21 protein-coding genes are annotated in these 21608 nt (G+C 29.4%); 13 read left to right on the top strand and 8 right to left on the bottom strand.

Annotation, left to right across the window (positions count from 1 at the left end):
- The first annotated feature begins 29 nt into the window (after positions 1-29).
- The 10 genes from O0R46_RS07590 to eno all read left to right on the top strand — a co-directional run bounded on the left by O0R46_RS07590 (position 30) and on the right by eno (position 12035).
- Positions 30-1151 (top strand): MGDG synthase family glycosyltransferase, encoded by a 1122-nt coding sequence (locus O0R46_RS07590; RefSeq protein WP_269311134.1) that lies wholly within the window; start codon positions 30-32, stop codon positions 1149-1151.
- 19 nt (positions 1152-1170) lie between these two features.
- Complete coding sequence (locus tag O0R46_RS07585) at positions 1171-1878, top strand: polysaccharide deacetylase family protein (protein WP_269311133.1); 708 nt, start codon at positions 1171-1173, stop codon at positions 1876-1878.
- On the top strand, positions 1878-2909 hold the full coding sequence (locus O0R46_RS07580) for a lysylphosphatidylglycerol synthase transmembrane domain-containing protein (RefSeq protein WP_269311132.1): 1032 nt from the start codon (positions 1878-1880) through the stop codon (positions 2907-2909). Before O0R46_RS07585 ends, O0R46_RS07580 begins: the two co-directional genes overlap by 1 nt.
- Before the next feature lie 172 nt (positions 2910-3081).
- Positions 3082-4428 carry an RNA polymerase factor sigma-54 gene (gene rpoN, locus O0R46_RS07575; RefSeq protein ID WP_269311131.1) on the top strand — a complete coding sequence of 449 codons (1347 nt, stop codon included), beginning with the start codon at positions 3082-3084 and terminating at the stop codon, positions 4426-4428.
- A gap of 181 nt (positions 4429-4609) precedes the next feature.
- Positions 4610-5641, top strand: a complete 1032-nt coding sequence (locus O0R46_RS07570; RefSeq protein WP_269311130.1) for a sugar-binding transcriptional regulator — start codon at positions 4610-4612, stop codon at positions 5639-5641.
- Between the two features lie 60 nt (positions 5642-5701).
- Positions 5702-6709 carry a type I glyceraldehyde-3-phosphate dehydrogenase gene (gap, locus tag O0R46_RS07565; RefSeq protein WP_269311128.1) on the top strand — a complete coding sequence of 336 codons (1008 nt, stop codon included), beginning with the start codon at positions 5702-5704 and terminating at the stop codon, positions 6707-6709.
- 280 nt (positions 6710-6989) lie between these two features.
- Positions 6990-8189 (top strand): phosphoglycerate kinase, encoded by a 1200-nt coding sequence (locus tag O0R46_RS07560; protein WP_269311127.1) that lies wholly within the window; start codon positions 6990-6992, stop codon positions 8187-8189.
- Positions 8190-8206: 17 nt separating this feature from the next.
- Entirely contained in the window at positions 8207-8947 is a 741-nt protein-coding gene (gene tpiA / locus O0R46_RS07555; RefSeq protein WP_269311126.1) for a triose-phosphate isomerase, read from the top strand.
- Between the two features lie 109 nt (positions 8948-9056).
- Positions 9057-10586 (top strand): 2,3-bisphosphoglycerate-independent phosphoglycerate mutase, encoded by a 1530-nt coding sequence (gene gpmI, locus O0R46_RS07550; protein WP_331275581.1) that lies wholly within the window; start codon positions 9057-9059, stop codon positions 10584-10586.
- Between the two features lie 162 nt (positions 10587-10748).
- Entirely contained in the window at positions 10749-12035 is a 1287-nt protein-coding gene (gene eno, locus O0R46_RS07545; RefSeq protein WP_269311124.1) for a phosphopyruvate hydratase, read from the top strand.
- A gap of 87 nt (positions 12036-12122) precedes the next feature.
- Here the strand turns inward: eno and O0R46_RS07540 are convergent, their stop codons facing one another.
- Positions 12123-13235: a PIG-L family deacetylase gene (locus O0R46_RS07540; protein WP_269311123.1), complete on the bottom strand. Its 1113-nt coding sequence runs from the start codon at positions 13233-13235 to the stop codon at positions 12123-12125.
- Positions 13236-13504: 269 nt separating this feature from the next.
- Between O0R46_RS07540 and htpG the strand changes: the two genes are divergently transcribed.
- Together htpG and O0R46_RS07530 are read left to right on the top strand one after the other, a co-directional pair.
- Positions 13505-15469, top strand: a complete 1965-nt coding sequence (htpG, locus tag O0R46_RS07535) for a molecular chaperone HtpG (RefSeq protein WP_269311122.1) — start codon at positions 13505-13507, stop codon at positions 15467-15469.
- A gap of 257 nt (positions 15470-15726) precedes the next feature.
- Positions 15727-15954 carry a barstar family protein gene (locus tag O0R46_RS07530; RefSeq protein ID WP_269311121.1) on the top strand — a complete coding sequence of 76 codons (228 nt, stop codon included), beginning with the start codon at positions 15727-15729 and terminating at the stop codon, positions 15952-15954.
- 138 nt (positions 15955-16092) lie between these two features.
- On the opposite strand, the gene O0R46_RS07525 is transcribed toward O0R46_RS07530, so the two are convergent.
- From O0R46_RS07525 to O0R46_RS07495, 7 genes are all read right to left on the bottom strand, one after another.
- Positions 16093-16374, bottom strand: a complete 282-nt coding sequence (locus tag O0R46_RS07525; protein WP_269311120.1) for a GNAT family N-acetyltransferase — start codon at positions 16372-16374, stop codon at positions 16093-16095.
- 21 nt (positions 16375-16395) lie between these two features.
- Positions 16396-16905, bottom strand: coding sequence for an ECF transporter S component (locus tag O0R46_RS07520; RefSeq protein ID WP_269311119.1), 510 nt, complete (start codon positions 16903-16905; stop codon positions 16396-16398).
- A gap of 96 nt (positions 16906-17001) precedes the next feature.
- On the bottom strand, positions 17002-17916 hold the full coding sequence (locus O0R46_RS07515) for a DMT family transporter (RefSeq protein ID WP_269311118.1): 915 nt from the start codon (positions 17914-17916) through the stop codon (positions 17002-17004).
- Positions 17917-18068: 152 nt separating this feature from the next.
- On the bottom strand, positions 18069-18641 hold the full coding sequence (locus O0R46_RS07510) for a nitroreductase family protein (protein ID WP_269311117.1): 573 nt from the start codon (positions 18639-18641) through the stop codon (positions 18069-18071).
- Positions 18642-18694: 53 nt separating this feature from the next.
- Positions 18695-19543 carry a pirin family protein gene (locus O0R46_RS07505; protein WP_269311116.1) on the bottom strand — a complete coding sequence of 283 codons (849 nt, stop codon included), beginning with the start codon at positions 19541-19543 and terminating at the stop codon, positions 18695-18697.
- Positions 19527-19961, bottom strand: coding sequence for a MarR family winged helix-turn-helix transcriptional regulator (locus tag O0R46_RS07500; protein WP_269311115.1), 435 nt, complete (start codon positions 19959-19961; stop codon positions 19527-19529). The genes O0R46_RS07505 and O0R46_RS07500 overlap by 17 nt, the downstream gene beginning before the upstream one ends.
- A 351-nt stretch (positions 19962-20312) precedes the next feature.
- Entirely contained in the window at positions 20313-21089 is a 777-nt protein-coding gene (locus tag O0R46_RS07495) for a PhzF family phenazine biosynthesis protein (RefSeq protein ID WP_269311114.1), read from the bottom strand.
- A 297-nt stretch (positions 21090-21386) separates the two neighbouring features.
- On the opposite strand from O0R46_RS07495, the gene O0R46_RS07490 reads away from it, so the two are divergent.
- Positions 21387-21584 carry a hypothetical protein gene (locus O0R46_RS07490; RefSeq protein ID WP_269311113.1) on the top strand — a complete coding sequence of 66 codons (198 nt, stop codon included), beginning with the start codon at positions 21387-21389 and terminating at the stop codon, positions 21582-21584.
- Positions 21585-21608: the final 24 nt, after the last annotated feature.

The following is a 21608-nucleotide window of genomic DNA, read 5'->3' as shown; positions in this document are numbered from 1 at the left end:
ATTTTGAAAATATAAAAGGCGGTGAGAAAATGAAAGTTGTAGTTTTAGCTGCAAAATTTGGTATGGGTCATATGGCAGCAGCAGATTCAATCAGCGAAGATATTTTAAAACTAAATAAAGATGCTCAAGTTGAAGTACTAGACTTTTATGATTACTCTATGCCTGTGCTTTCAAAATGCATGTATGAATTTTTTAGATTGCTTTTGAAGAATGCAAGCGGTATATACTCAAAGTTTTATTTAAAGAGTGATAATGACTATGATAGAAGGGATCTTATAGTGAGGAAGTTGGCTTCATCTTTTTATGAATTAATTGAAGATAAAAAACCAGATTTTATTGTATCTACTTTTCCTATAATATCTCAAGCATTTGGTCTTTACAAGGAACAAACAAATTGCAATATTCCATTAATCACTTGTATCACTGATGTTAGTAGTCATTATGAGTGGATAAATAAAAATACTAATGTATATATGGTTGCTTGTGATGAGGTAAAAAAAGATTTAATTAACAGAGGAGTATCTAGTGAAAAAATTGTGGTATATGGTATACCAGTACTTAGCAAATTTAAAGATACTTATAAACTTAGAAATAAACATATAGTAAATAATGAGTCTAAACTTATAGACCTTATAAAATATAAAAATAATAAAGAATTACTTATAATGGGTGGAGGATTAGGTATGTTACCTATGGATGAAGCCTTTTATGATAGATTAAATTCGGTAAAGGGATTACACACTACAATAGTAACCGGTAACAACAAGGCAATATTTAATTTCTTGAATGGAAAGTATGAAAATATAACAGTTTATGGTTTTAGAAACGATATAGATGTCTTGATGAAACATTCGGATTGTGTGCTTACAAAACCAGGTGGTGTAACATTGTTTGAATCTATTTATTCTCAGACACCATTAATAGCATTTGCTAGTGATTTACCAAACGAACAGAAAAATATAGAATTTATTACAAATAATAACTTAGGTTTAGTATTAAAATCTGATCCGGTATCAAGTATTGAACAGATTTTAGCGTTTGTAAATGATTCTAAAAGACTTAAAAGTGTAAAGAATTCTATGGCAGATATAGTGGAAACAATAGATATGCAATATTTTAGTACATATAGGGGTAAGAGCTTAATAAAATAGTTAGATAGGAGAGTTTTAAATGATTAAATATATTGTAATTATAATAACAATATTAGTTTTAATATTTTTAATTCATTCAATCATACCTACATATTACAATAAGATTTTCAATACAAAAGTAAAAAAACAAACACAAAGTCCAGGAACCATAATGTTAACATTTGATGATGGACCAGATAAAAGATATATTTTTTCGCTTTTAGAAGTACTTGATAGGTATGGTATAAAGGCGATTTTCTTTATGGTAGCTGAAAATATGAACAATAATGAAGACGTAGTTAGATTGATATTAGAAAAAGGACACAAGATTGGACTGCATTCTTGGCAACATAAAAATGCAATGCTTTACTCATACTTTTATACAAAAAAAGACTTTGAAAATTCTTATAAAATAATAAGAAAATTTCAAAAGGAAAAAATATTATACAGACCTCCATGGGGTCATTCTAATATATTTACAAATTATTTTGCTAGAAAATATAATATGGATTTGATATTTTGGAATGTAATGGCAGAAGATTGGAGTCAGAACGAAACAGTAGAGACAATATCAAAAAAATTGCTTGATAGAGTAAAGGAGCACAGTATAATATGTTTGCATGATGCAGGTGAAAATTCAGGTGGATCTGTGGGAGCTCCAGAACGAACTATAAATGCACTGGACATTACAATTCCAAAGTTACAGGAATTAGGATATAGCTTTATAATTGATGAGGTGAACTATTGATGGATGGATTACAAAGTAGAAAAAAACAAATATTTGGTATACTTTTTATTATAGTTTTTATTGGTGTAACTATGGCGTATGTTTTAAAAGATGAGTCTATAGATAGCATAATGGCAGCGATAACAAGTATACATCCAAGCTTTATAGTATTGGCAGTTGTATTAATGTTGTTTTATATAGCATGTGAAGGTATAAATATTTGGATTACTATGAGAGCCTTAAAACAAAAAGCTAGCCTATTATCTTGTCTGGGGTATGGTTTTGTAGGATTCTATTTTAGTGGTATCACACCTTCTGCATCAGGAGGTCAGCCAGCTCAAGTATATTTTATGAAAAGACATGGAATTTCAATAACATCATCATCTCTAAGTTTGATGGTTTTACTTTTTGCACATCAACTAATAATAGTAATACTAGGAATATTTGGTATTTTTGTGAAAACAAATTTTGATGTAAATCTGTACACAGGATTAAAGTTGCTATTGGTATATGGATTTATTTCAAATACAGCTATACTTTTGGGAATATTTCTTATGATATTTAACCCTAAAATTGTATACAAATTTATTAATTTATTTGCTCTATTTCTATTTAAGATAAATATTTTGAAAAACAAAGAAAAGTGGACAAAAAAAATGGAAAAATCTTTAAAAGAATATAGTAGGGGAGCTAAGTATATGAAAGAAAACCCATTGGTAATAATAAAGGTATCATTACTTACTTTCGTGCAGGTGGTGTCACAATTTGCAATTCCATTTGTTATTTTTATTGGATTTAAGATGCATGGTCATACACTTACAGAAGTGATATCTACACAGGCTATATTAAACATTGCTGTATCATCTTTACCAATTCCAGGAGCGGTAGGGGCTACTGAATCGGTTTTCTTACAGATGTTCAGTGCTTTATTTGGAAAAAAATTGGTAATACCTGCTATGCTACTCACAAGATTTGCGAATTTTTATCTTCCACTAATTGTTAGTGCCATAATATCATTATTGGTCTTTATGAAATATAAAAAGGTTGAATAAGACTAAAATTTTAAATATAAAGCAATGTAAAATAAATTTGATTTTTGCATTGCTTTTTTTTGTCTAATGACATAAGATAGAAATTGTTATAGTTAATAATAAACAAAAGAATTTAAGTCATGTGAAATAAATATGATATAATATATTAGAATTATAATGAGGGAGGGACTAAATGTCACTATTTAATAAACTTGAGCAAAATCAAAGTCTAAAATTAAATATTTCGAATAAGTTAGTTCAATCTTTAAAAATATTAAATATGGGAAGACAGGAATTAGAAGATGTGATTGAGTCTGAGTCTATGACCAATCCCGTATTAGAAGTTGAGATACAAAATGATGAAATAAATTGGGAGAATTATTTCAAAAAAGAGCAAAATAATTTGAGAATGGATAAAAATGATATTATCTACAGTGACTCAAGTGAATATGATTTTGAGAATATGACACGTGATGAGGATAGCTTATATGATAGCCTTCATGGTCAAATAAATATTATGAAAATATCTGATGAACATAAGTATATTTGTCATTATTTGATAGATTCTTTAGATAAAGATGGTTATTTGAGGGAAGAAGAATATGAGATATCAGAAAAATTGAAGGTTGGCATAGATAATGTAGAAGCTTGCATAAGGATAGTTCAAAGTCTAGAACCTGCAGGTATATGTGCTAGGTCTTTGCAAGAATGTTTAATAATCCAACTCAGAAGCATGGGTATTTATGATAAGGTTCTAGAAGATATTATAAAAGATGACATAAATCTAATAGCAAATTCAAATTTAACAACAATAGCAGCACACTATAAGATAAAAAAAGAAAAAGTTAAGGAATATATTATGCTAATAAAATCTTTGGAGCCAAAACCAGTTGAGCAATATTCAAAGTCAAGTATAGTATATGCTTATCCAGATGTAATTATCGAAAAGGTAGATGGTAAATCAGTAGCTAAACCTTATCATGAAAAGAAAATACATTTAGGTATAGATAATTATTATAAAGAGTTGTTTATGAATACTGATGATGAATCAGTAAAAAATTATATTAGAGAAAAGCTTAATTCAGCGAAGAAATTGATGAATGATATATCTGAAAGAAATTCAACTGTAGTCAACATATCTAATGCTATAATTGAAATGCAAAGTGATTTTTTTGATCATGGAGGTAAATTAAAACCGATGACTCAATATGATATATCAGAAAAAATCGGTTGCCACATATCTACTGTAAGTAGGGGAATTAACGATAAGTATATGCTGACATCAAAAGGATTATTTGAATTAAAGACATTTTTTTCAAATTCATACGAAACTAATGATGGAGAAGTTATTTCTTCAAAGACTGTTAAAGATGAAATAAAATCAATAATAGATAGTGAAGACAAGACAAGACCACTAAGTGATAAAAAAATAGAAGATATATTAAAAGAAAAAGGTTATGATGTAGCAAGAAGAACGATAGCAAAATATAGAGAAGAATTGGGTTTTTTGAGTTCTTCAAAGCGAAAGAAAATTTTATAGTTATGTATAGTACAGGTATAATAATATCTGTACTTTTTTTATTATATAAAAATTTATATAAAAATATATATAAAAAATAATAAGATTTGATTGATTTTTTTATTTAATGTGTATATAATAAGTATGTGGGACACATAATAAACATACGGGACAATATATAACCAATGTCAAGGAGGTAGTAATGGATAATTTGATAGAAATACAAAGAAAAATAATACCTCAGGCTATTGAATTGATGGAAAAAAGATATGCAATTCTTAGACAAATATCAGTAAGCGAGCCTATAGGAAGAAGAATGCTATCCAGTATATTGGACTTAAGCGAGAGAGCTACTAGAACAGAGGTAGATTTCTTAAAAAGCCAAAATTTAGTAGATATTTCAGTTTCTGGAATGACAATAACTGAAGAGGGTAGAGATGTCCTTGAAAAATTAGATTTAATAATGAGTGAGATTCTTGGAATTACAGAATTAGAACAACAATTAAAGCGTATCTTGGGCATTAAAAATGTGGTTATATCAAAAAATATAAATGAAAAAGATGACGAAATTGTCAGGGGAGTAGCAAAATCAGCTTCGGATTATCTATCAAAGAAGATAAAGCCAAATGATAAGATTGCTATAGCGGGTGGAACCACAATGAGACAGATTGCAAAATCAGTACATGTGGAAAAATCTTACTCTAAAGTGACAATTTTACCTACAAGAGGTAGTGTTGGCAAAGATTTAGATATTCAAGCAAATAGTATAGCTGCCTTATTGGCAAAGAATTTAGGTTCACAAGTAGAGTATTTATATATACCGGACCAGCTAGAAGGAAAAGCTAAAGAAGCTTTGATAGAGATACCAGATATAAAAAATACTTTAATAGACTTGAAAAAAGCAGATAAAGTATTTATAAGTTTTGGAAGAGCTGACGTAATGGCAAGGCGTAGAGGAATGAAAGAAGAAGATATCAAAAAACTTATTGATAAGGGTGCTGTTAGTGAAGCATTTGGATATTATTTTGATATTGATGGAAATGTAGTTATGAAGTTAAATACAGTTGGTATTGACTTGGATATTTATAAGACTACAAAAGATGCAGTAGTAGTTTTTTCAGGTAAGGATAAAATAGATGCGTTTATTTCATTTAATAAAGTAAGCAACAATTATTCTTTAATAACAGATGAAGTGAGTGCAAGAGAAATTCTTGAAAGAATAGGTAATAATTAATAAAAATATAGTGATTATACTTGGTAACAACTAAAGTAAACAAAATTTGGAGGTAATCGTATGATTAAAGTAGCAATTAATGGATTTGGTAGAATAGGTAGATTGGCATTAAGAAAAATGGCAGAAAAGCCTGAAGAATTTGACATAGTAGCAATTAATGATTTAACAGATGCTCAAATGTTAGCTCACCTATTAAAATATGATACTTCACAGGGAAGATTTAATGGAGAAGTAAGGGTTGAAGATGGATCTTTCGTAGTAAATGGAAAGAAAATATTAATAATATCTGAAATGAATCCTGAAAATTTACCATGGAAAGAACTAGCTATAGATGTAGTTCTTGAATGTACTGGCTTATTTACAGCTAAGGAAAAGGCAGAAGCTCATATTAAGGCAGGAGCAAAAAAAGTTCTTATTTCTGCACCAGCAACAGGTGATTTAAAGACAGTAGTATACAATGTAAACTCTGACATAATTGATGGTAGTGAAAAAATCGTGTCAGGAGCTTCTTGTACTACTAATTGTTTAGCTCCAATGGCTAAAGTTTTAAATGATGAATTTGGTATAGTTGAAGGTATAATGACAACAATACATGCGTATACAAATGATCAGAATACATTAGATGGTCCTCATCGTAAGGGTGATTTCAGAAGAGCTAGAGCAGCAGCTGAAAATATTATACCAAATACAACAGGAGCAGCTAAGGCAATCGGTCTTGTAATTCCAGAATTAAAGGGTAAATTAGATGGAGCAGCTCAGAGAGTTCCAGTATCTACTGGATCAATAACTGAATTAGTTGCAGTATTAGAAAAAAATACAAGTGTTGAAGAAATAAATACAGCAATGAAAAAAGCTACTAATGAATCATTTGGTTATACTGAAGATGAAATAGTATCAAGTGATATAGTTGGTATGAGCTATGGTTCATTATTTGATTCTACCTTAACTAAGGTAATGGATGTAAATGGAAACCAGTTAGTTAAAGTAGTTGCATGGTATGATAACGAAATGTCTTATACTTCTCAGTTAGTAAGAACACTTGCTTTACTAGGAAGTAAGATTAAGTAGTCAATAGATAATTTTTAATAAAGATTTTAGACCTCCAAGGTCAAGGATCCGAGGTACTAGTATCTCGGATTTTTTTATAAATGATTTTATATTTATATTTTATCCTATATTATTTAATAAATAATCATATATATGATATAATATTAATGGAATAATGGCTAAAAAAGACTGAATTTATATTTTATATTATATTACAATAAGAAAAATTTAACGAATATAGTCTTTTTAATAAAAATATCAAAAATAAATTTAATATATATTTTATAAAGGAGAAAAATGTATGACAATGCTTAATAAAAAATCTATTGAAGACATTAATGTAAAAGGTAAGAAGTGTTTAGTAAGATGCGATTTCAACGTTCCACTAAAAGATGGCAAAATCACAGATGAAAATAGACTAATAGGAGCGCTTCCAACAATTAAGTATTTAGTAGAAAATGAAGCAAAAGTAATATTGTGCTCACACCTTGGTAAGCCAAAGGGAGAAGCAAAGCCTGAACTATCACTAGCACCGGTAGCTAAGAGATTAAGTGAATTACTAGGTAAAGAAGTAGTATTTGCAGCCGATGATAATGTGGTTGGAGAAAATGCAAAAGCTGCAGTAGAAAAAATGAGCAATTCAGATATAGTATTAATAGAAAATACTAGATATAGAATAGAAGAGACTAAAAATGAAGAAAATTTCTCAAAAGAATTGGCTTTATTGGGAGAAATATTCGTAAATGATGCATTTGGTACAGCTCATAGGGCACATTGCTCAACAGTAGGAGCAGGTCAGTTTATGCAGGAAAGAGTGTGCGGATATTTAATTCAAAAAGAACTAGAATTTTTAGGTTCAGCAGTTGAAGATCCAAAGAGACCATTCCTTGCAATACTTGGTGGAGCTAAAGTAAGTGATAAGTTAGGCGTAATCAACAATCTATTAGAAAAAGTTGATACTTTAATAATAGGTGGTGGAATGGCTTATACATTTATAAAAGCTATGGGTTATGAAATAGGAACATCCTTATTAGAAGAAGATAAGATTGACTATGCTAAGAAAATGATGAAAAAGGCAGAAGAAAAGGGAGTTAAATTATTGCTACCTATAGATGTAACTTATGCCGATAAGTTTGCTGAAGAAGCTACACCTCATATTTCAGAAGATAGAGATGTACCAGCAGATTCAATGGGTCTTGATATAGGGCCAAAGACTATAGAACTATTTAAAGAAGCTGTAAAGGAATCAAAGACTATAGTATGGAATGGACCTATGGGTGTGTTTGAATTTGAAAACTTTGCTAAAGGCACAAAGGCAATTGCAGATGCCATGGCATATACTGAAGCTACTACAATAATAGGTGGTGGTGATTCAGCAGCAGCTGTGAATCAAATGGGATTCGGTGAAAAAATGAGCCATATATCAACAGGTGGTGGTGCATCACTAGAATTTTTAGAAGGTAAGGAACTTCCTGGTATAGCAGCGTTAGACAATAAATAAAAGATTAGGAGATAATTATGAGAAAACCTATAATAGCAGGTAACTGGAAAATGAATAAGACTATTAAAGAAGGTCTTGAATTTATAGAAGCAATAAAAGGAAAAACTGAAGGAGATGTTGAAGTATTAATATGTGCTCCTTTCACATTATTGAAAGATTTAAAAGAAGCTACAAATGGAACAAATATAAAAATTGGTGCACAGAATATGCATTATGAAGAATCAGGTGCATTTACTGGTGAAGTCGCACCAGCAAATCTAGTGGAAATAGGAATGGACTACGTAATAATAGGACACTCTGAAAGAAGAGAATACTATAGTGAAACTGATGAGACTTGCAACAAAAAAGTTTTAAAGGCTATTGAAGTAGGAATTAATCCAATACTTTGCTGTGGTGAAACTCTTGAAGAAAGAGAAGCAAACAAAACTATGGAAAAGGTAAAAGTTCAAATTGAAAAGGGATTGTCAGGTGTTTCTAAGGAAAATATTGCTAAGGTAGTAATTGCATATGAACCAATTTGGGCTATAGGAACAGGTAAGACTGCAACTTCTGAACAAGCTAATGAAGTAATAGCATATATAAGAAATGTAGTAAAAGATATGTTTGGTGATATTTCTCAAGAAGTTAGAATCCAATATGGAGGATCAGTGAAGCCAGCTAACGTAGCAGAGATAATGTCAATGTCAGATATAGATGGAGCTCTAGTAGGTGGAGCATCATTAAAGGCAGATGATTACCTAGGATTATTAAAATTTTAATACACTAGATTATATTTTAAGTGATATGTTTAATAGTTGATTATGAAGTGTAATAAATTATTAAAATGTTTTTTAGTAATTTAAAAAGTAAATGAAAAGGAAGTGTATTATGAAAAAGCCAGTAGTTTTAACTATAATGGATGGTTTTGGTTGTACAGATAATATAGTAGGGAATGCTATAGTTAGTGCTGGCACACCTAATCTTGATGCATTGACTGATAAATATCCACACACGCATATATTTGCAAGTGGATTGGATGTTGGTTTACCAGAGGGACAAATGGGAAATTCAGAAGTTGGTCATACAAATATAGGTGCCGGTAGAATAATATACCAAGATTTGACTAGAATTAGTAAAGCGATAGAAGATGGAGAGTTCTTCGAAAATATAGAATTAAAGCATGCGATGAAAAATGCTAGACATAATAAATTACATATAATGGGATTGTTGTCAGATGGGGGAGTTCACTCACATATAAATCACTTAAAAGCCGTACTTGATATGGCAAAAAGAGAGAGTGTAGAACAGGTATTTGTCCATGCATTTACTGATGGAAGAGATACAGATCCACAAAGTGCAATTGACTTTGTCAAAGATATGCAATCATATATGAATAGAATAGGTGTAGGTAAATTTGCCAGTGTATGTGGCAGATACTATGCAATGGATAGAGATAAGAGATGGGATAGAGTTGAACAAGCATACAATGCTCTTGTAAAAGGAGAAGGTAATCATGCTGAATCTGCTCTATCTTGTGTAGAAGAGTCTTACAAGAAGGGTATAAATGATGAATTTATTGAACCTACAGTTATGGTTGAAAATGATGAAGCTATAGGTAAAATAGAAGAAAATGATTCAGTAATATTTTTTAATTTTAGACCAGATAGAGCAAGGGAAATTACAAGATCTATAGTTGATAAGAATTTTGATGGATTTATAAGAACAAATATGGAAAGTGTATTTGTTTGTATGACTACGTATGACGTGACTATTGAAGAAGTTTCTGTTGCCTTTGGTCCACAGGATATTGAAAATACATTAGGTGAATACCTTTCTAATAATGGTAAAAATCAGTTAAGAGCAGCAGAAACTGAAAAATATGCGCATGTTACATTTTTCTTTAATGGTGGTAAAGAAGAACCATATAAAAATGAAGATAGACTATTAATTCCATCTCCAAAGGTTGCAACTTATGATTTACAGCCAGAAATGTCAGCATATGAATTGTTGGAAAAATTATTAAAGGCTATAGATGAAGATAAATATGACTTTATTGCTGTGAATTTTGCTAATCCTGATATGGTAGGTCATACGGGAAATGTAGAAGCAACAGAAAAAGCTATTAGAACTGTAGATGAATGTGTAGGAAAACTATTTGAAAAAATCTTATCTATAGGAGGAAGTGGTATAATTACTGCTGATCATGGTAATGCCGAGTATATGATAGATTATGATAATGGTAGACCAGTCACATCTCATTCTACAAATCCAGTGCCAATCTTAGTAGTAGGTGAAGAATTTGTAGGTAAAGAACTATTAGAAAATGGAAGACTTTGTGACTTAGCTCCTACAGTACTTTCAATGATGAAGATGGAAAAACCAGTCGAAATGGCTGGTCACTCATTAATAGTAGGATAAGATAAATTTTAATTACAATAAACTTGTTATTTTACATAAGATAAATTACACAAATTTAAAGAATAATTAATTTTACTTTTAAGGCTTTGTGTTATAATATTTATAAATTATAAAAAAATATCCCAGTGGGACGATAAATTTTTATGACGAGAGGAGATATATATGTCAGTTATAGAATTAGTATATGCAAGAGAAGTTTTAGATTCAAGAGGTAATCCAACAGTTGAGGTTGAAGTAGCACTAGAAAGTGGAGCAATGGGTAGAGCGATTGTTCCATCAGGAGCTTCTACAGGTGCTTTTGAAGCTGTTGAACTTAGAGACGGAGACAAGGGCAGATACCTTGGAAAGGGAGTACAGAAAGCTGTAGATAATGTAAATGATATAATAGCTCCAGAAGTAGAAGGCTTAGATGCTTTTGATCAACCAGGAATAGATAATCTAATGATAGAATTAGATGGAACTCCTAATAAAGGTAAGTTAGGTGCAAATGCTATCTTAGGTGTTTCTTTGGCAGTAGCTAGAGCAGCAGCTGACGAACTAGGGTTACCATTATTCCAGTATATAGGTGGAGTTAACGCTAAGCAACTACCTGTACCAATGATGAATATATTAAACGGTGGTGAACATGCTGACAACAATGTAGATGTTCAGGAGTTTATGATATTACCAGTTGGAGCTGAATCTTTTGCTGAAGGTCTTAGAATGGGTGCTGAAGTATTTCATTCATTAAAGAAAGTTTTAGCAGAAAAAGGACTAGCTTGTGGTGTAGGCGACGAAGGTGGTTTTGCTCCAAACCTTGACTCAAATAGAGAAGCACTAGAATTAATAGTAGAAGCTATTAAGGGAGCTGGACTAGAGCCAGGTAAGGACATAATGCTAGGAATGGATGTTGCAGCATCTGAAATGTATAAAGACGGAAAGTATGAATTAAAGGGTGAAGGAAAGACTCTTACTTCAAAAGAAATGATAGACTTATTTGAAGGCTGGGTATCAGAGTTTCCAATTATAACTATAGAAGATGGTCTTAATGAAGAAGACTGGGATGGATGGAAGTCACTTACTGAAAGATTAGGTAAGAAAATACAGTTGGTAGGAGATGACTTATTTGTTACAAATACTGAAAGACTTGAAAGAGGCATTGAAGAAGGTATAGCAAATTCAATATTGATTAAAGTTAACCAAATAGGTACTTTAACTGAAACTCTAGATGCTATAGAAATGGCTAAGAGAGCAGGATATACTGCAGTAATATCTCATAGATCAGGTGAAACTGAAGATACTACAATAGCTGATATAGCTGTAGCGGTAAATGCTGGACAAATAAAGACTGGTGCTCCATCAAGAACTGATAGAGTAGCTAAGTATAATCAGTTATTAAGAATAGAAGAAATAGTAGGAGAATCTTCAAAATATGATCAGTTGAAGTCATTCTACAACTTATCTAAATAATAAATATTATTTATAAACAAAGAAGCGAAGGTATTTTACCTTCGCTTCTTTGTTTATATATAATATTTATAAATAATATTATTTATTTTATCCTTTTGTCTTATTAGACTGTATAATTACATAGGACTTTTCATTTTTATCATATACTAAAGAGTTAAAACTTAGACCATCCGTCTTATAACCTATTCCAGCCCTTCTTTTCTCAACGTTTGTATACTTATAAGCCTGACAGGCACGCCTTATCATATCATAATCAGTTTTTGAAGAAGCTGAATATATATTTAAAGTATTAGTACTGGCATCCACATACTTGACTAAAAATGGTTTTAGATAGAATCTAAGATCTTTTATTTGTCCATTTTGCCATAATTTATATAAAGTTTCACCATTGGCTCTATGCATAAAATGATCATCATATTTGTATGAATGAGTGAAGTGAGTTACACTTTTATATTTGTTTTCCATTTCAATAGCAAATTCTTTCTCTAAGTTAAAATCTGTCTTCCAATCATCTCTTTTTTTGTAAATAAATATAATATTTTCTTTTGGTATTCCTAGACTAAGACATGATGAAATAAATTCTCTATTTCTATATTCTGCTTTTTCTATGTCGCTCATACCTTTGAATTGTTCAGTTTTAAACATCTTATGACCAGTACCAGATGACACTAGTGCAATAAATACATGGCTAGCACCTCTTCTGTTAATAGCATCTCTGATCACACTACCTGCCCAAAGAACTTCATCATCTTGATGCTGAGGATAAAATACTACATAATCTTTGAAAGGTTCATTAAGTCCATTATTATTTATATAATCAGGAGTAAGATCAATGTTGTCAATATCCATACCTTTAGGTGGTGCCTGTATTTTTACAGGTTTTAGCCTATTTGGAACTTGAACCATATCACCAATTGTATAGTAATTGTCTTTATTTTTCTTTGAAATTTTTTTTTGTTTTTTTGTGTTTTTTTCAAAAACCTTCTCGGTGATATCTTTTTTATCTTTTTTGTTATCTACAACAACTCCATCTTTAATAGTTTTTTTGTCTTCTAGTGGATGTTGTATTTCTGCATATTCTTTATTATCTGCATCATTGCTAAAATATCCAGTTTTTAGCAATATTAGTTGTAAAGAAACTATAGTCAAAGCAAGTATCGTAAATATTTTAATATTGAAAATTTTCTTTGGTAATTTCATAGTATATTTCCTTATTATCATTGTATTTGAGTATAATAGAAATTATACCATAAGAAAACGACAAAGGTTATAATAATTCCTATAATTAATAAAAGCTTTAGACTTCATAAGATTTTTTTAAGAAACCCAATAAAAAATTAAGGAATAAAGATAAAAATTAAAAGCTACAAAAATTGCATATTAGCAACTTAGCACTCAACAATTGACAGTGATAATAAAAAGTGTTAAAATTATTTATATAAAATAATATTTTATGGAGGATTTAATATATGAGTTTAGAAAAAGGTAAAGTATCAATACATTCCGAAAACATATTTCCAATAATTAAAAAATGGCTTTATTCAGATAAAGATATTTTTGTAAGAGAATTGGTAAGTAATGCTTGTGATGCAATAGCAAAGCATAAAAGATTGGCTTCTATGGGACAGGCAAATCTTGAAGATAAATATAAGGTAATAGTAGCTGTGGATAGAGATAAAAGAACTATATCATTTGAGGATAATGGTATAGGTATGACTGCTGAAGAAATAAAGAAATATATAAATCAAGTAGCATTTTCTGGGGCAGAAGATTTTGTAAATAAATACAAGGATAAAATGGATGAATCAAATGATATAATAGGTCACTTTGGTCTGGGATTTTATTCAGCTTTCATGGTAGCAGAAAAAGTTCAGATTGACTCCCTATCATTTGAAGAAGGTTCTGAGCCAGTGAAATGGGAATCAGAAGATGGTATGGAATTTGAACTATCACAAGGTGATAGAATAGAGCATGGTACAAAAATAACTTTGACTATAGCGGAAGATAGTGATGAATTTTTATATGAATATAAATTAAGAGAGATATTAAATAAATATTGTTATTTCTTACCAGTAGAAATATTCTTAGAAAATGTTCAGGATAATAGCATTGATATGAGTGAATCAGACTCTGAAGTTACTAGTCAAGAAAATAATAATTCAGATAAAGATGAAATAGAAGAAGTTAAAGCTATAAACAATACTCAGCCATTGTGGATGAAATCTCCAAAAGATTGTAGCGATGAAGATTACAAGAATTTTTATAGAGAAGTATTTAAGACTTATGAAGATCCACTATTTTGGATACATTTAAATGTGGATTTTCCATTTAACTTGAAGGGAATCTTATACTTCCCTAAATTAAAAAATGAATATGAACTAGTGGAAGGACAGGTAAAATTATTTAATAATCAGGTATTTGTTGCAGATAATATCAAAGAAGTAATACCAGAATTTTTATTATTATTAAAGGGTGTGATAGATTGTCCTGATTTACCACTAAATGTGTCTAGATCTTTCCTTCAAAATGATAAAGATGTAAGTAAAATCTCTAAGCATATAGTGAAGAAAGTAGCAGATAAGTTAAAATCATTGTTTAAGAATGAAAGAGAAGTCTTCGAGGGATTCTGGGATGATATCCATATGTTTATAAAGTATGGATGCTTGAAGGATGAATCATTCTATGACAAAATTAAAGAAGTAATACTATATAAAGATATTGACTCTAAACATATTACATTATCAGAGTATCTAAAGGATGCAAAAGAAAATAACTATGAAAATACTGTTTATTATACAACAGATATTAATCAGCAAGCACAATATATAAAGCAATTTAAAACTAATGGACTAAATGCTATAGTAATGGATAATACACTTGATACACCGTTTATGGGATTGATAGAATATAAGGAATCTATGTCAAATAATGGTATAGAAAATACAGAAGAAAATAATTTAGAAAATATGTTAAAATTTGCAAGAATAGATTCAGATATTTCTAAGATAATGTCAAGCACAGAAGAAGAAAATTCAGAAATTGACCAAGAAATAGTAGAGATATTTAAAAATGTTTTGGGTGAAAAACTTTCAGATTATAAGGTAGAAAGTTTTAAGGACAAAAATATGACAGCTATGGTCACTGTAGATGAAGATAGTATTAGAATGGCTCAGATGAAAGAACAGTTCCAAGCTATGGGTATGGCTGGTATGGACTTTGAAGAAAAGCAGAGTTTACTTGTTAATAGAAAATCTCCAGTAATAGTAAAATTATTAGATATGAGTAAAGATCCATCTAATAAAGAAAAAGTTGATTTAATTTGTTCTCAGATTGCAGATTTGGCAATTCTATCAAATAGAGAATTGAATCCTGATCAACTAAATGAATATATAAATAGAAGTAATAAAATTATGATGTTAGTGCTTAATCAATAATGAATTCATGTATTAAAGTAAAAACATAATAAAATTAGCTTTAATAGATAAAACAAAAAAATGAAGTCGTTTTCCTAAACGACTTCATTTTTTAAACTTATTTTTCTAAAAACTTTATATTTTTTCAACTATTATTAGTGATTTAATGTTAAAATCAATATAGAGATTCTACTTGTAATAGTGACTATAATATTTTTATTATAGATAGAAGGAAAGTATATTTTAGTTATGTGATTTATGGAGGGTATGTATAATAAATGAGAAAAATAACTATAAACTTCAATAATTTGAATTCAATACAAGCATTTCACGATTATATTAGCAAGGAACTTGAATTTTCAAAAGACTATAATGGAAATTTAGATAGTTTAAAAAATGAAATATCTAAGTTGGATAAGAATAGAATTAAGTTTGAGGTTATAAAAGGCGGAAGTGTTTTGAATGAAATGCAAGAGCTAATAGAAAGTATTTTAATGAAAAAATAATGATAAATATTATGTTTTCAAATGTATTATAAGATTTTCCTAATAATAAAAAAACTATAGTAAATGACTTGTCCATAACTATAGTTTTTTTATTTAATATTGATTTAAAAAAATAAATAGCTTTAAAGATTTAGATTGTTAAACAAATAAATCCTTCTTTTCTGGATGTTTATCTCTCCAAGACTGTGCATAACTACAGCTTGTCTTTGCATTCCAGCCATTTTTTTCTATTATATCTACTGCATTTTCCATTAATTGTCCAGCAACTCCTTTGCCTCTAAGAACAGAAGATACATATGTATGGTTAATATTTACTAGATTTTCTCCTTCTAAGGGAAAATCAATCTCAGCAATCATATTACCATTATCATCATTTAAATATACTCTGTTTTCTTCACGTATAAAATTTTTATTTTCCATTATTTACCTCCTAAGAAATTATTAATTCTTAATGGCTTTTTTAACTCCTGCATATATTATCAAGGCACTTATAATACCAAATGTCGCTTGAATAGCGTTTGGTCCAATGGCAGCCATTGAAGCCTTCATTCCAAACATGAATATTTCACCTATAAAATATCCACTTACCATTATTATACCCCCAGCAAGAGTACCTAAAATATTTCCTTTTGTTCCAGATATTTTTTGTGATATTAAGCCACAAATATATCCTTCTAATCCTTTAGTTATGAAAGTCAAAGGAGCATAAACAGCATATCCAGATATTATATCTGCAAGGGCAGATCCAAGTCCACCAACAGCTGCACCATGCTTTCTGCCAAGATATAGGGCAGTAAACAAAACAACACTATCACCCATATTTACATATCCACTTGATCCGACCACTGGTATTTGAACAACTATTGTCATAACAGTTGTAAGAGCCATCAATACACCACACATAACTAAATCCCTAGTTGTGAATTTATTTTTATTATTATTCGCTTTCATTTTTACCTCCGTATATAAGTAATTATAATAATAATATATTATATAATAAAGACAAATACAATTATAATGATTAATTATAAATATTGTATGGGTACACTATTTCTTTTTGCCTATATTAGCGCCAATAACACCTAATATAATCAAAATACTTCCTATAATATGAAAATAGTAAAAATTTTCATGTAAGAAAATTATACCTGCCAGTATGGTAATCAAAGTAGATAGATTAGAGAACACTGAAACCTGTGAAGCTTTGATTCTAGATAATGAAAAAGTTGTTAAAATAGATGTTAATGATGTGGATAAAATTCCCAAATATAATATTGAAAATAAATAATATTTATTTGTAAAAGGTAAAAAATAGTTTTTAAAATCACCACTTTTAAAAATTTCTACCAAGGCAATTATTGCAAAGCTTAGAAAAGCTGATAGAGCGATTGCAAAAACTATTGAAATTATATCATACTGATTCAGATATTTTTTTAATAAAATATTATAAATGGATAGAGCAATAGTTGCAATAAGCATTAGAAAAATTCCAAATTCTAGACCTGATCCTAGGCTGATACCAGATTTTATAGATATATATATAACACCAATAACTGAAAGGCATATTGAAAATTTTTGAATTATAGTAGATTTTTCTTTTAGGAATATGCTTGCTAGTATCATAGTAAATATAGGGCTAGTAGCAAGTATTATACCACCTAATGAAGAAGTTATATAAATAAGTGAAAATTGCTGGAATGCAAAAAATAACAGTGGATAAAATAAAGAAAGAGGCAGAATTTTTATATAATCTTTTTTTTGTAGATTAATTTTGATTATACCTAATTTATTAATAAGGCATAAAAATAAAAATGACAACAAAAATCTATGAGATAGAAGGTATAATGGATTTCCAAATTTTAGTGCGGTTTTAAGAAATAGGAAAGAAAAACCGATTATTATAGAATAAGAAAAAACGGCATAGTATGCATATCTTAAGTACGTATTATTATTTTGATTCATAAAAAATACCTCCTATTAATTTATATTTTACTTATATCAATTATAACAAAAAAGAACCGACTAGCGGTCCTTTTTAATAATTTAATAATATATGTGTTAAATCACAGTTGGTATAATTATTTTAGTTTTATTAAATAGCAATTAATTTTTTACTATTTTTTTACTATAACTCTTTCGGCTATTGGCATCAATTCCTTGTCATCAGGTTCGCTTCCTATAGCACCAAATGGCATTTGAGCTACTAATTTCCAAGTTTCAGGAATATTGAATTCTTTCTTAACATCTGCGTCAATTACTGGATTATAGTGCTGTAGACTTGCACCTAAATCTAATTCTCTAAGAGCAACCCAAACATTATATTGTGCCATACCATTAGCCTGTTGAGCCCAGATAGGGAAATTATCAGCATATAATTCAAATTGCTTTTGTAGAGCTTCTACTGTTGGCTCATCTATAAAGTATAGAACGGTTCCATATCCTTTTCTAAATGATTCTATTTTTTCAGCTGGAACCATACCATTAAACGAATTTTCAATTACATCCCATAATCTCTTTTGTTCTTTATCCAAAACTATGACAGCTCTAGAACTCTGCATATTGAAAGCATCTGGAGTAAGCTCTACAGCTTTTTCAATTGTCTTTATTATTTTTTCTGCTTCTATACTAACATTATCATTAATATCGTAATATGTTCTTCTCTTCTTCATTGATTCAAATCTATCCATTTTAATTTCTCCTTTTTAAAATAATAATTAACAATATAATTTATTGTATTTAGCTAATCTCTTATTTTTTGAGATTTTTCCTTAATAAAAGTACCATTTCTTAATTCATCAAAAGCTTTATTTAATTCTTGATCAGTATTCATTACTACTGGTCCGCCCCACGCAACTGGTTCATCTAGCCTTGGTGCCGATAAGAATAATATTTCAGTATTGTCTTCATTAACTTCTATGTCTAATTCGTCACCTTTTGATGTTGATACAGCAGTTTTTTCTTCAAACTCCTTACCAGCTATTTTGGCATTACCCTTTAGTAAGAATACAAAAGCGGAATCATTTTCTTTTGTTGGTATAGTGAACTTACTACCATTTTCTAAGTTAATAGCATAGAAAGTGAGCGGAAGATATAAGCCTTGATGCCCTTCAATATCATTATATTTACCTGCGATAACTCTAAGTTCACCGCCTTCAATTTCTACAACGGGTATGCTTTCTTTTGGAATATCATAATAAGAAGGTTGTGTCATTTTATCTTTTTTTGGAAGATTTAACCACAATTGTATACCTTGCATTAAATCACTTTCAAGTGGCATTTCTTCATGTAATAAACCAGAACCCGCTGTCATCCATTGAACGCCACCATCTTTTATTTGTCCTTTATTTCCCATTGTGTCTCTATGTAGCATACCACCTTTTGAAAGATATGTAACAGTTTCAATACCTCTATGTGGATGCATAGGGAAACCTTTTATATAGTCGTGGTAATCAGTGCTATCAAAACTATCCAACATCAAAAATGGATCAAATTCATCAATAGTTTGATTTCCTAAAACTCTAACTAGGCTAACACCTGCACCATCCTGTGTTCTAAATCCTTTTACTGCCTGTCTACTTTGTCTTTTCACTAATATCCCTCCTAAATGATTGTAATATTTCTAATAAATTTAATTTATCTTTTTCTGATAGAGAATTCATTATAGATTTAATTGAGTTTTTATTTTCAGGAAATACTTTGTACATCAATTTTTTTCCAGACTCCGTAATAGTAAGTATATATTTTCTTCTATCACTTTTATCTCTACATCTAGTAAGATATCCTTTTTTTTCTAGATTACTAATTATAACAGGTATATTTCCACCTGTGGTAAGTACTAAATCTTGCACACATCCTATAGTAAGTGGACCTTTATTGTATAGAACTTCTAATACAGCAAACTGTCCTCTAGTCAAATCATATTTGTAAAATATCTTGTCTGATTCTCTATTTATGTAATTGATGGTTCTACTCATTCCTATAAATATACTCAAATCTAAATCTTTCATAAACTAACTCCTTAAACAATATATCTAATTAGTTATATATATATCCCTAACTAGATATATTAAACAAAAAAATGAAATTTTTTGAAAAAATTTTTGAAGTTATATCAAGTGAAAATTCAGGATTTACTTATTAATATAAATATTGAATTTGGCATAGAAATTTTAAAAGTTAAAAAAGTTATATGTAAAATTGCTCACTAGTAAAACCAATCAAAGTTTACATTGGCTTATAGGTGAGATATTATATAGAATATAATGCAAATATAAAGGATTCTAGGAAAAAGTAGTAAGAAAATGATAGATTTATTTCAATAGTGCTTATTCTAAAATAAAAAGGGTTTTTAACCCTTTTTATTTTATTTGTAGCTCTGAAATAGAGTATAGAGTAGCATTTCCACTCATTACGACTTTATCATCATCTAATTTGCAATAAAGAATACCCGTTCTATTTGAGGCTTGAAAAGCTATTAATTCATTTTTTTCTAACTTCTCTGCCCATATGGGTATAATATGACAATGTCCTGAACCGCATACAGGATCTTCAGTTACATTGCATTTGGGTGCAAAAGATCGAGAAATACAATCATACATTTTTGATTTTGATGTAGAGTGCTGTAATAATCCAGGTAATTTTTCAAGTTCCGATTGTATGGGTTCAAAATTAATTACCTTATCTTCATTATCAAAAACACATACTAAATCTCTACCTATGTATGCTTCTATCGGTTTATTACCAAAAGCTTTTTCCATCTGATTTGTAACTTCTATTTTTTTCATTTCATATTTAGGAAATACAAGAGTATACAAATCATTGTTTTTGTTTACTTGAAGATCACCACTAAGAGTTGTAAAAGTAACACTATCAGTGTTCTTCTCATAATAATTTAGTATCACATAAGCGCTTGCTAAAGTGGCATGTCCACATAAATCAATTTCGCCCCCAGGTGTAAACCAACGTAAGTGATATTTTTCTGATTCCTTGACAGCAAATGCTGTTTCCGAAAGATTATTTTCTTTTGTGATATTCATCATTAACTCATCAGAAATCCATTTGTTTAATATACAAACTGCAGCAGGGTTACCTTTAAAAATCTTATCAGTAAATGCATCTACTATATACTGTTTCATTATATTCCTCCTAATATTATATTATTAGATACAGTATAGTGAAGTAATATAGATAAAGCAAGTAAAAGCTTGATAAAATGTTATAAATATTTAAAAAAATAATATATTAAATAATATTAAAGCAGGGTTAAGTTAATTATTAAATTTAACAGTGATTTTCTTGCATATGCTTAGTAGCATTAGTAAAATAAAATAAATGATATATCAAAAATAGAAACCATGCGCATGAAAATATAGTAAACATAGAATTATTAAATGTATAGGCATTAGCCACTTATTTGTAAAGGAGTGTTTATCTTGTATAAAATGCAGATTGTAAAAAAATCTTATGGATATGTTGTTATTAATAAAGACTTAGATACACATGCACATTTGCCGAATTATAGAGGTTGTATAAGTTTGATAAATCTAATAAAGAAAAATGTGATAATAAGGGATAAATATCTTAGGAATGCTAAATATAGACTAATTCCTCCGAGTAGAAAAGTAGGTTGAGGAAATCAAAATTGTATTTTTAAA

The sequence above is a fragment of the Peptostreptococcus equinus genome (assembly GCF_027125355.1).
Taxonomy (GTDB): Bacteria; Bacillota; Clostridia; order Peptostreptococcales; family Peptostreptococcaceae; genus Peptostreptococcus; species Peptostreptococcus equinus.
This window is presented reverse-complemented; position numbering and strand designations above follow the sequence as displayed.

Coding starts and splice junctions, on each gene's coding strand:
- gpmI (WP_331275581.1), top strand. CDS start 9,057: ATGAAAAAGCCAGTAGTTTTAACTATAATGGATGGTTTTGGTTGTACA.
- gap (WP_269311128.1), top strand. CDS start 5,702: ATGATTAAAGTAGCAATTAATGGATTTGGTAGAATAGGTAGATTGGCA.
- O0R46_RS07525 (WP_269311120.1), bottom strand. CDS start 16,374: ATGGAAAATAAAAATTTTATACGTGAAGAAAACAGAGTATATTTAAAT.
- rpoN (WP_269311131.1), top strand. CDS start 3,082: ATGTCACTATTTAATAAACTTGAGCAAAATCAAAGTCTAAAATTAAAT.
- O0R46_RS07580 (WP_269311132.1), top strand. CDS start 1,878: ATGGATGGATTACAAAGTAGAAAAAAACAAATATTTGGTATACTTTTT.
- O0R46_RS07530 (WP_269311121.1), top strand. CDS start 15,727: ATGAGAAAAATAACTATAAACTTCAATAATTTGAATTCAATACAAGCA.
- eno (WP_269311124.1), top strand. CDS start 10,749: ATGTCAGTTATAGAATTAGTATATGCAAGAGAAGTTTTAGATTCAAGA.
- O0R46_RS07510 (WP_269311117.1), bottom strand. CDS start 18,641: ATGGATAGATTTGAATCAATGAAGAAGAGAAGAACATATTACGATATT.
- tpiA (WP_269311126.1), top strand. CDS start 8,207: ATGAGAAAACCTATAATAGCAGGTAACTGGAAAATGAATAAGACTATT.
- O0R46_RS07560 (WP_269311127.1), top strand. CDS start 6,990: ATGACAATGCTTAATAAAAAATCTATTGAAGACATTAATGTAAAAGGT.
- O0R46_RS07585 (WP_269311133.1), top strand. CDS start 1,171: ATGATTAAATATATTGTAATTATAATAACAATATTAGTTTTAATATTT.
- O0R46_RS07520 (WP_269311119.1), bottom strand. CDS start 16,905: ATGAAAGCGAATAATAATAAAAATAAATTCACAACTAGGGATTTAGTT.
- htpG (WP_269311122.1), top strand. CDS start 13,505: ATGAGTTTAGAAAAAGGTAAAGTATCAATACATTCCGAAAACATATTT.
- O0R46_RS07590 (WP_269311134.1), top strand. CDS start 30: ATGAAAGTTGTAGTTTTAGCTGCAAAATTTGGTATGGGTCATATGGCA.
- O0R46_RS07515 (WP_269311118.1), bottom strand. CDS start 17,916: ATGAATCAAAATAATAATACGTACTTAAGATATGCATACTATGCCGTT.
- O0R46_RS07540 (WP_269311123.1), bottom strand. CDS start 13,235: ATGAAATTACCAAAGAAAATTTTCAATATTAAAATATTTACGATACTT.
- O0R46_RS07495 (WP_269311114.1), bottom strand. CDS start 21,089: ATGAAACAGTATATAGTAGATGCATTTACTGATAAGATTTTTAAAGGT.
- O0R46_RS07500 (WP_269311115.1), bottom strand. CDS start 19,961: ATGAAAGATTTAGATTTGAGTATATTTATAGGAATGAGTAGAACCATC.
- O0R46_RS07570 (WP_269311130.1), top strand. CDS start 4,610: ATGGATAATTTGATAGAAATACAAAGAAAAATAATACCTCAGGCTATT.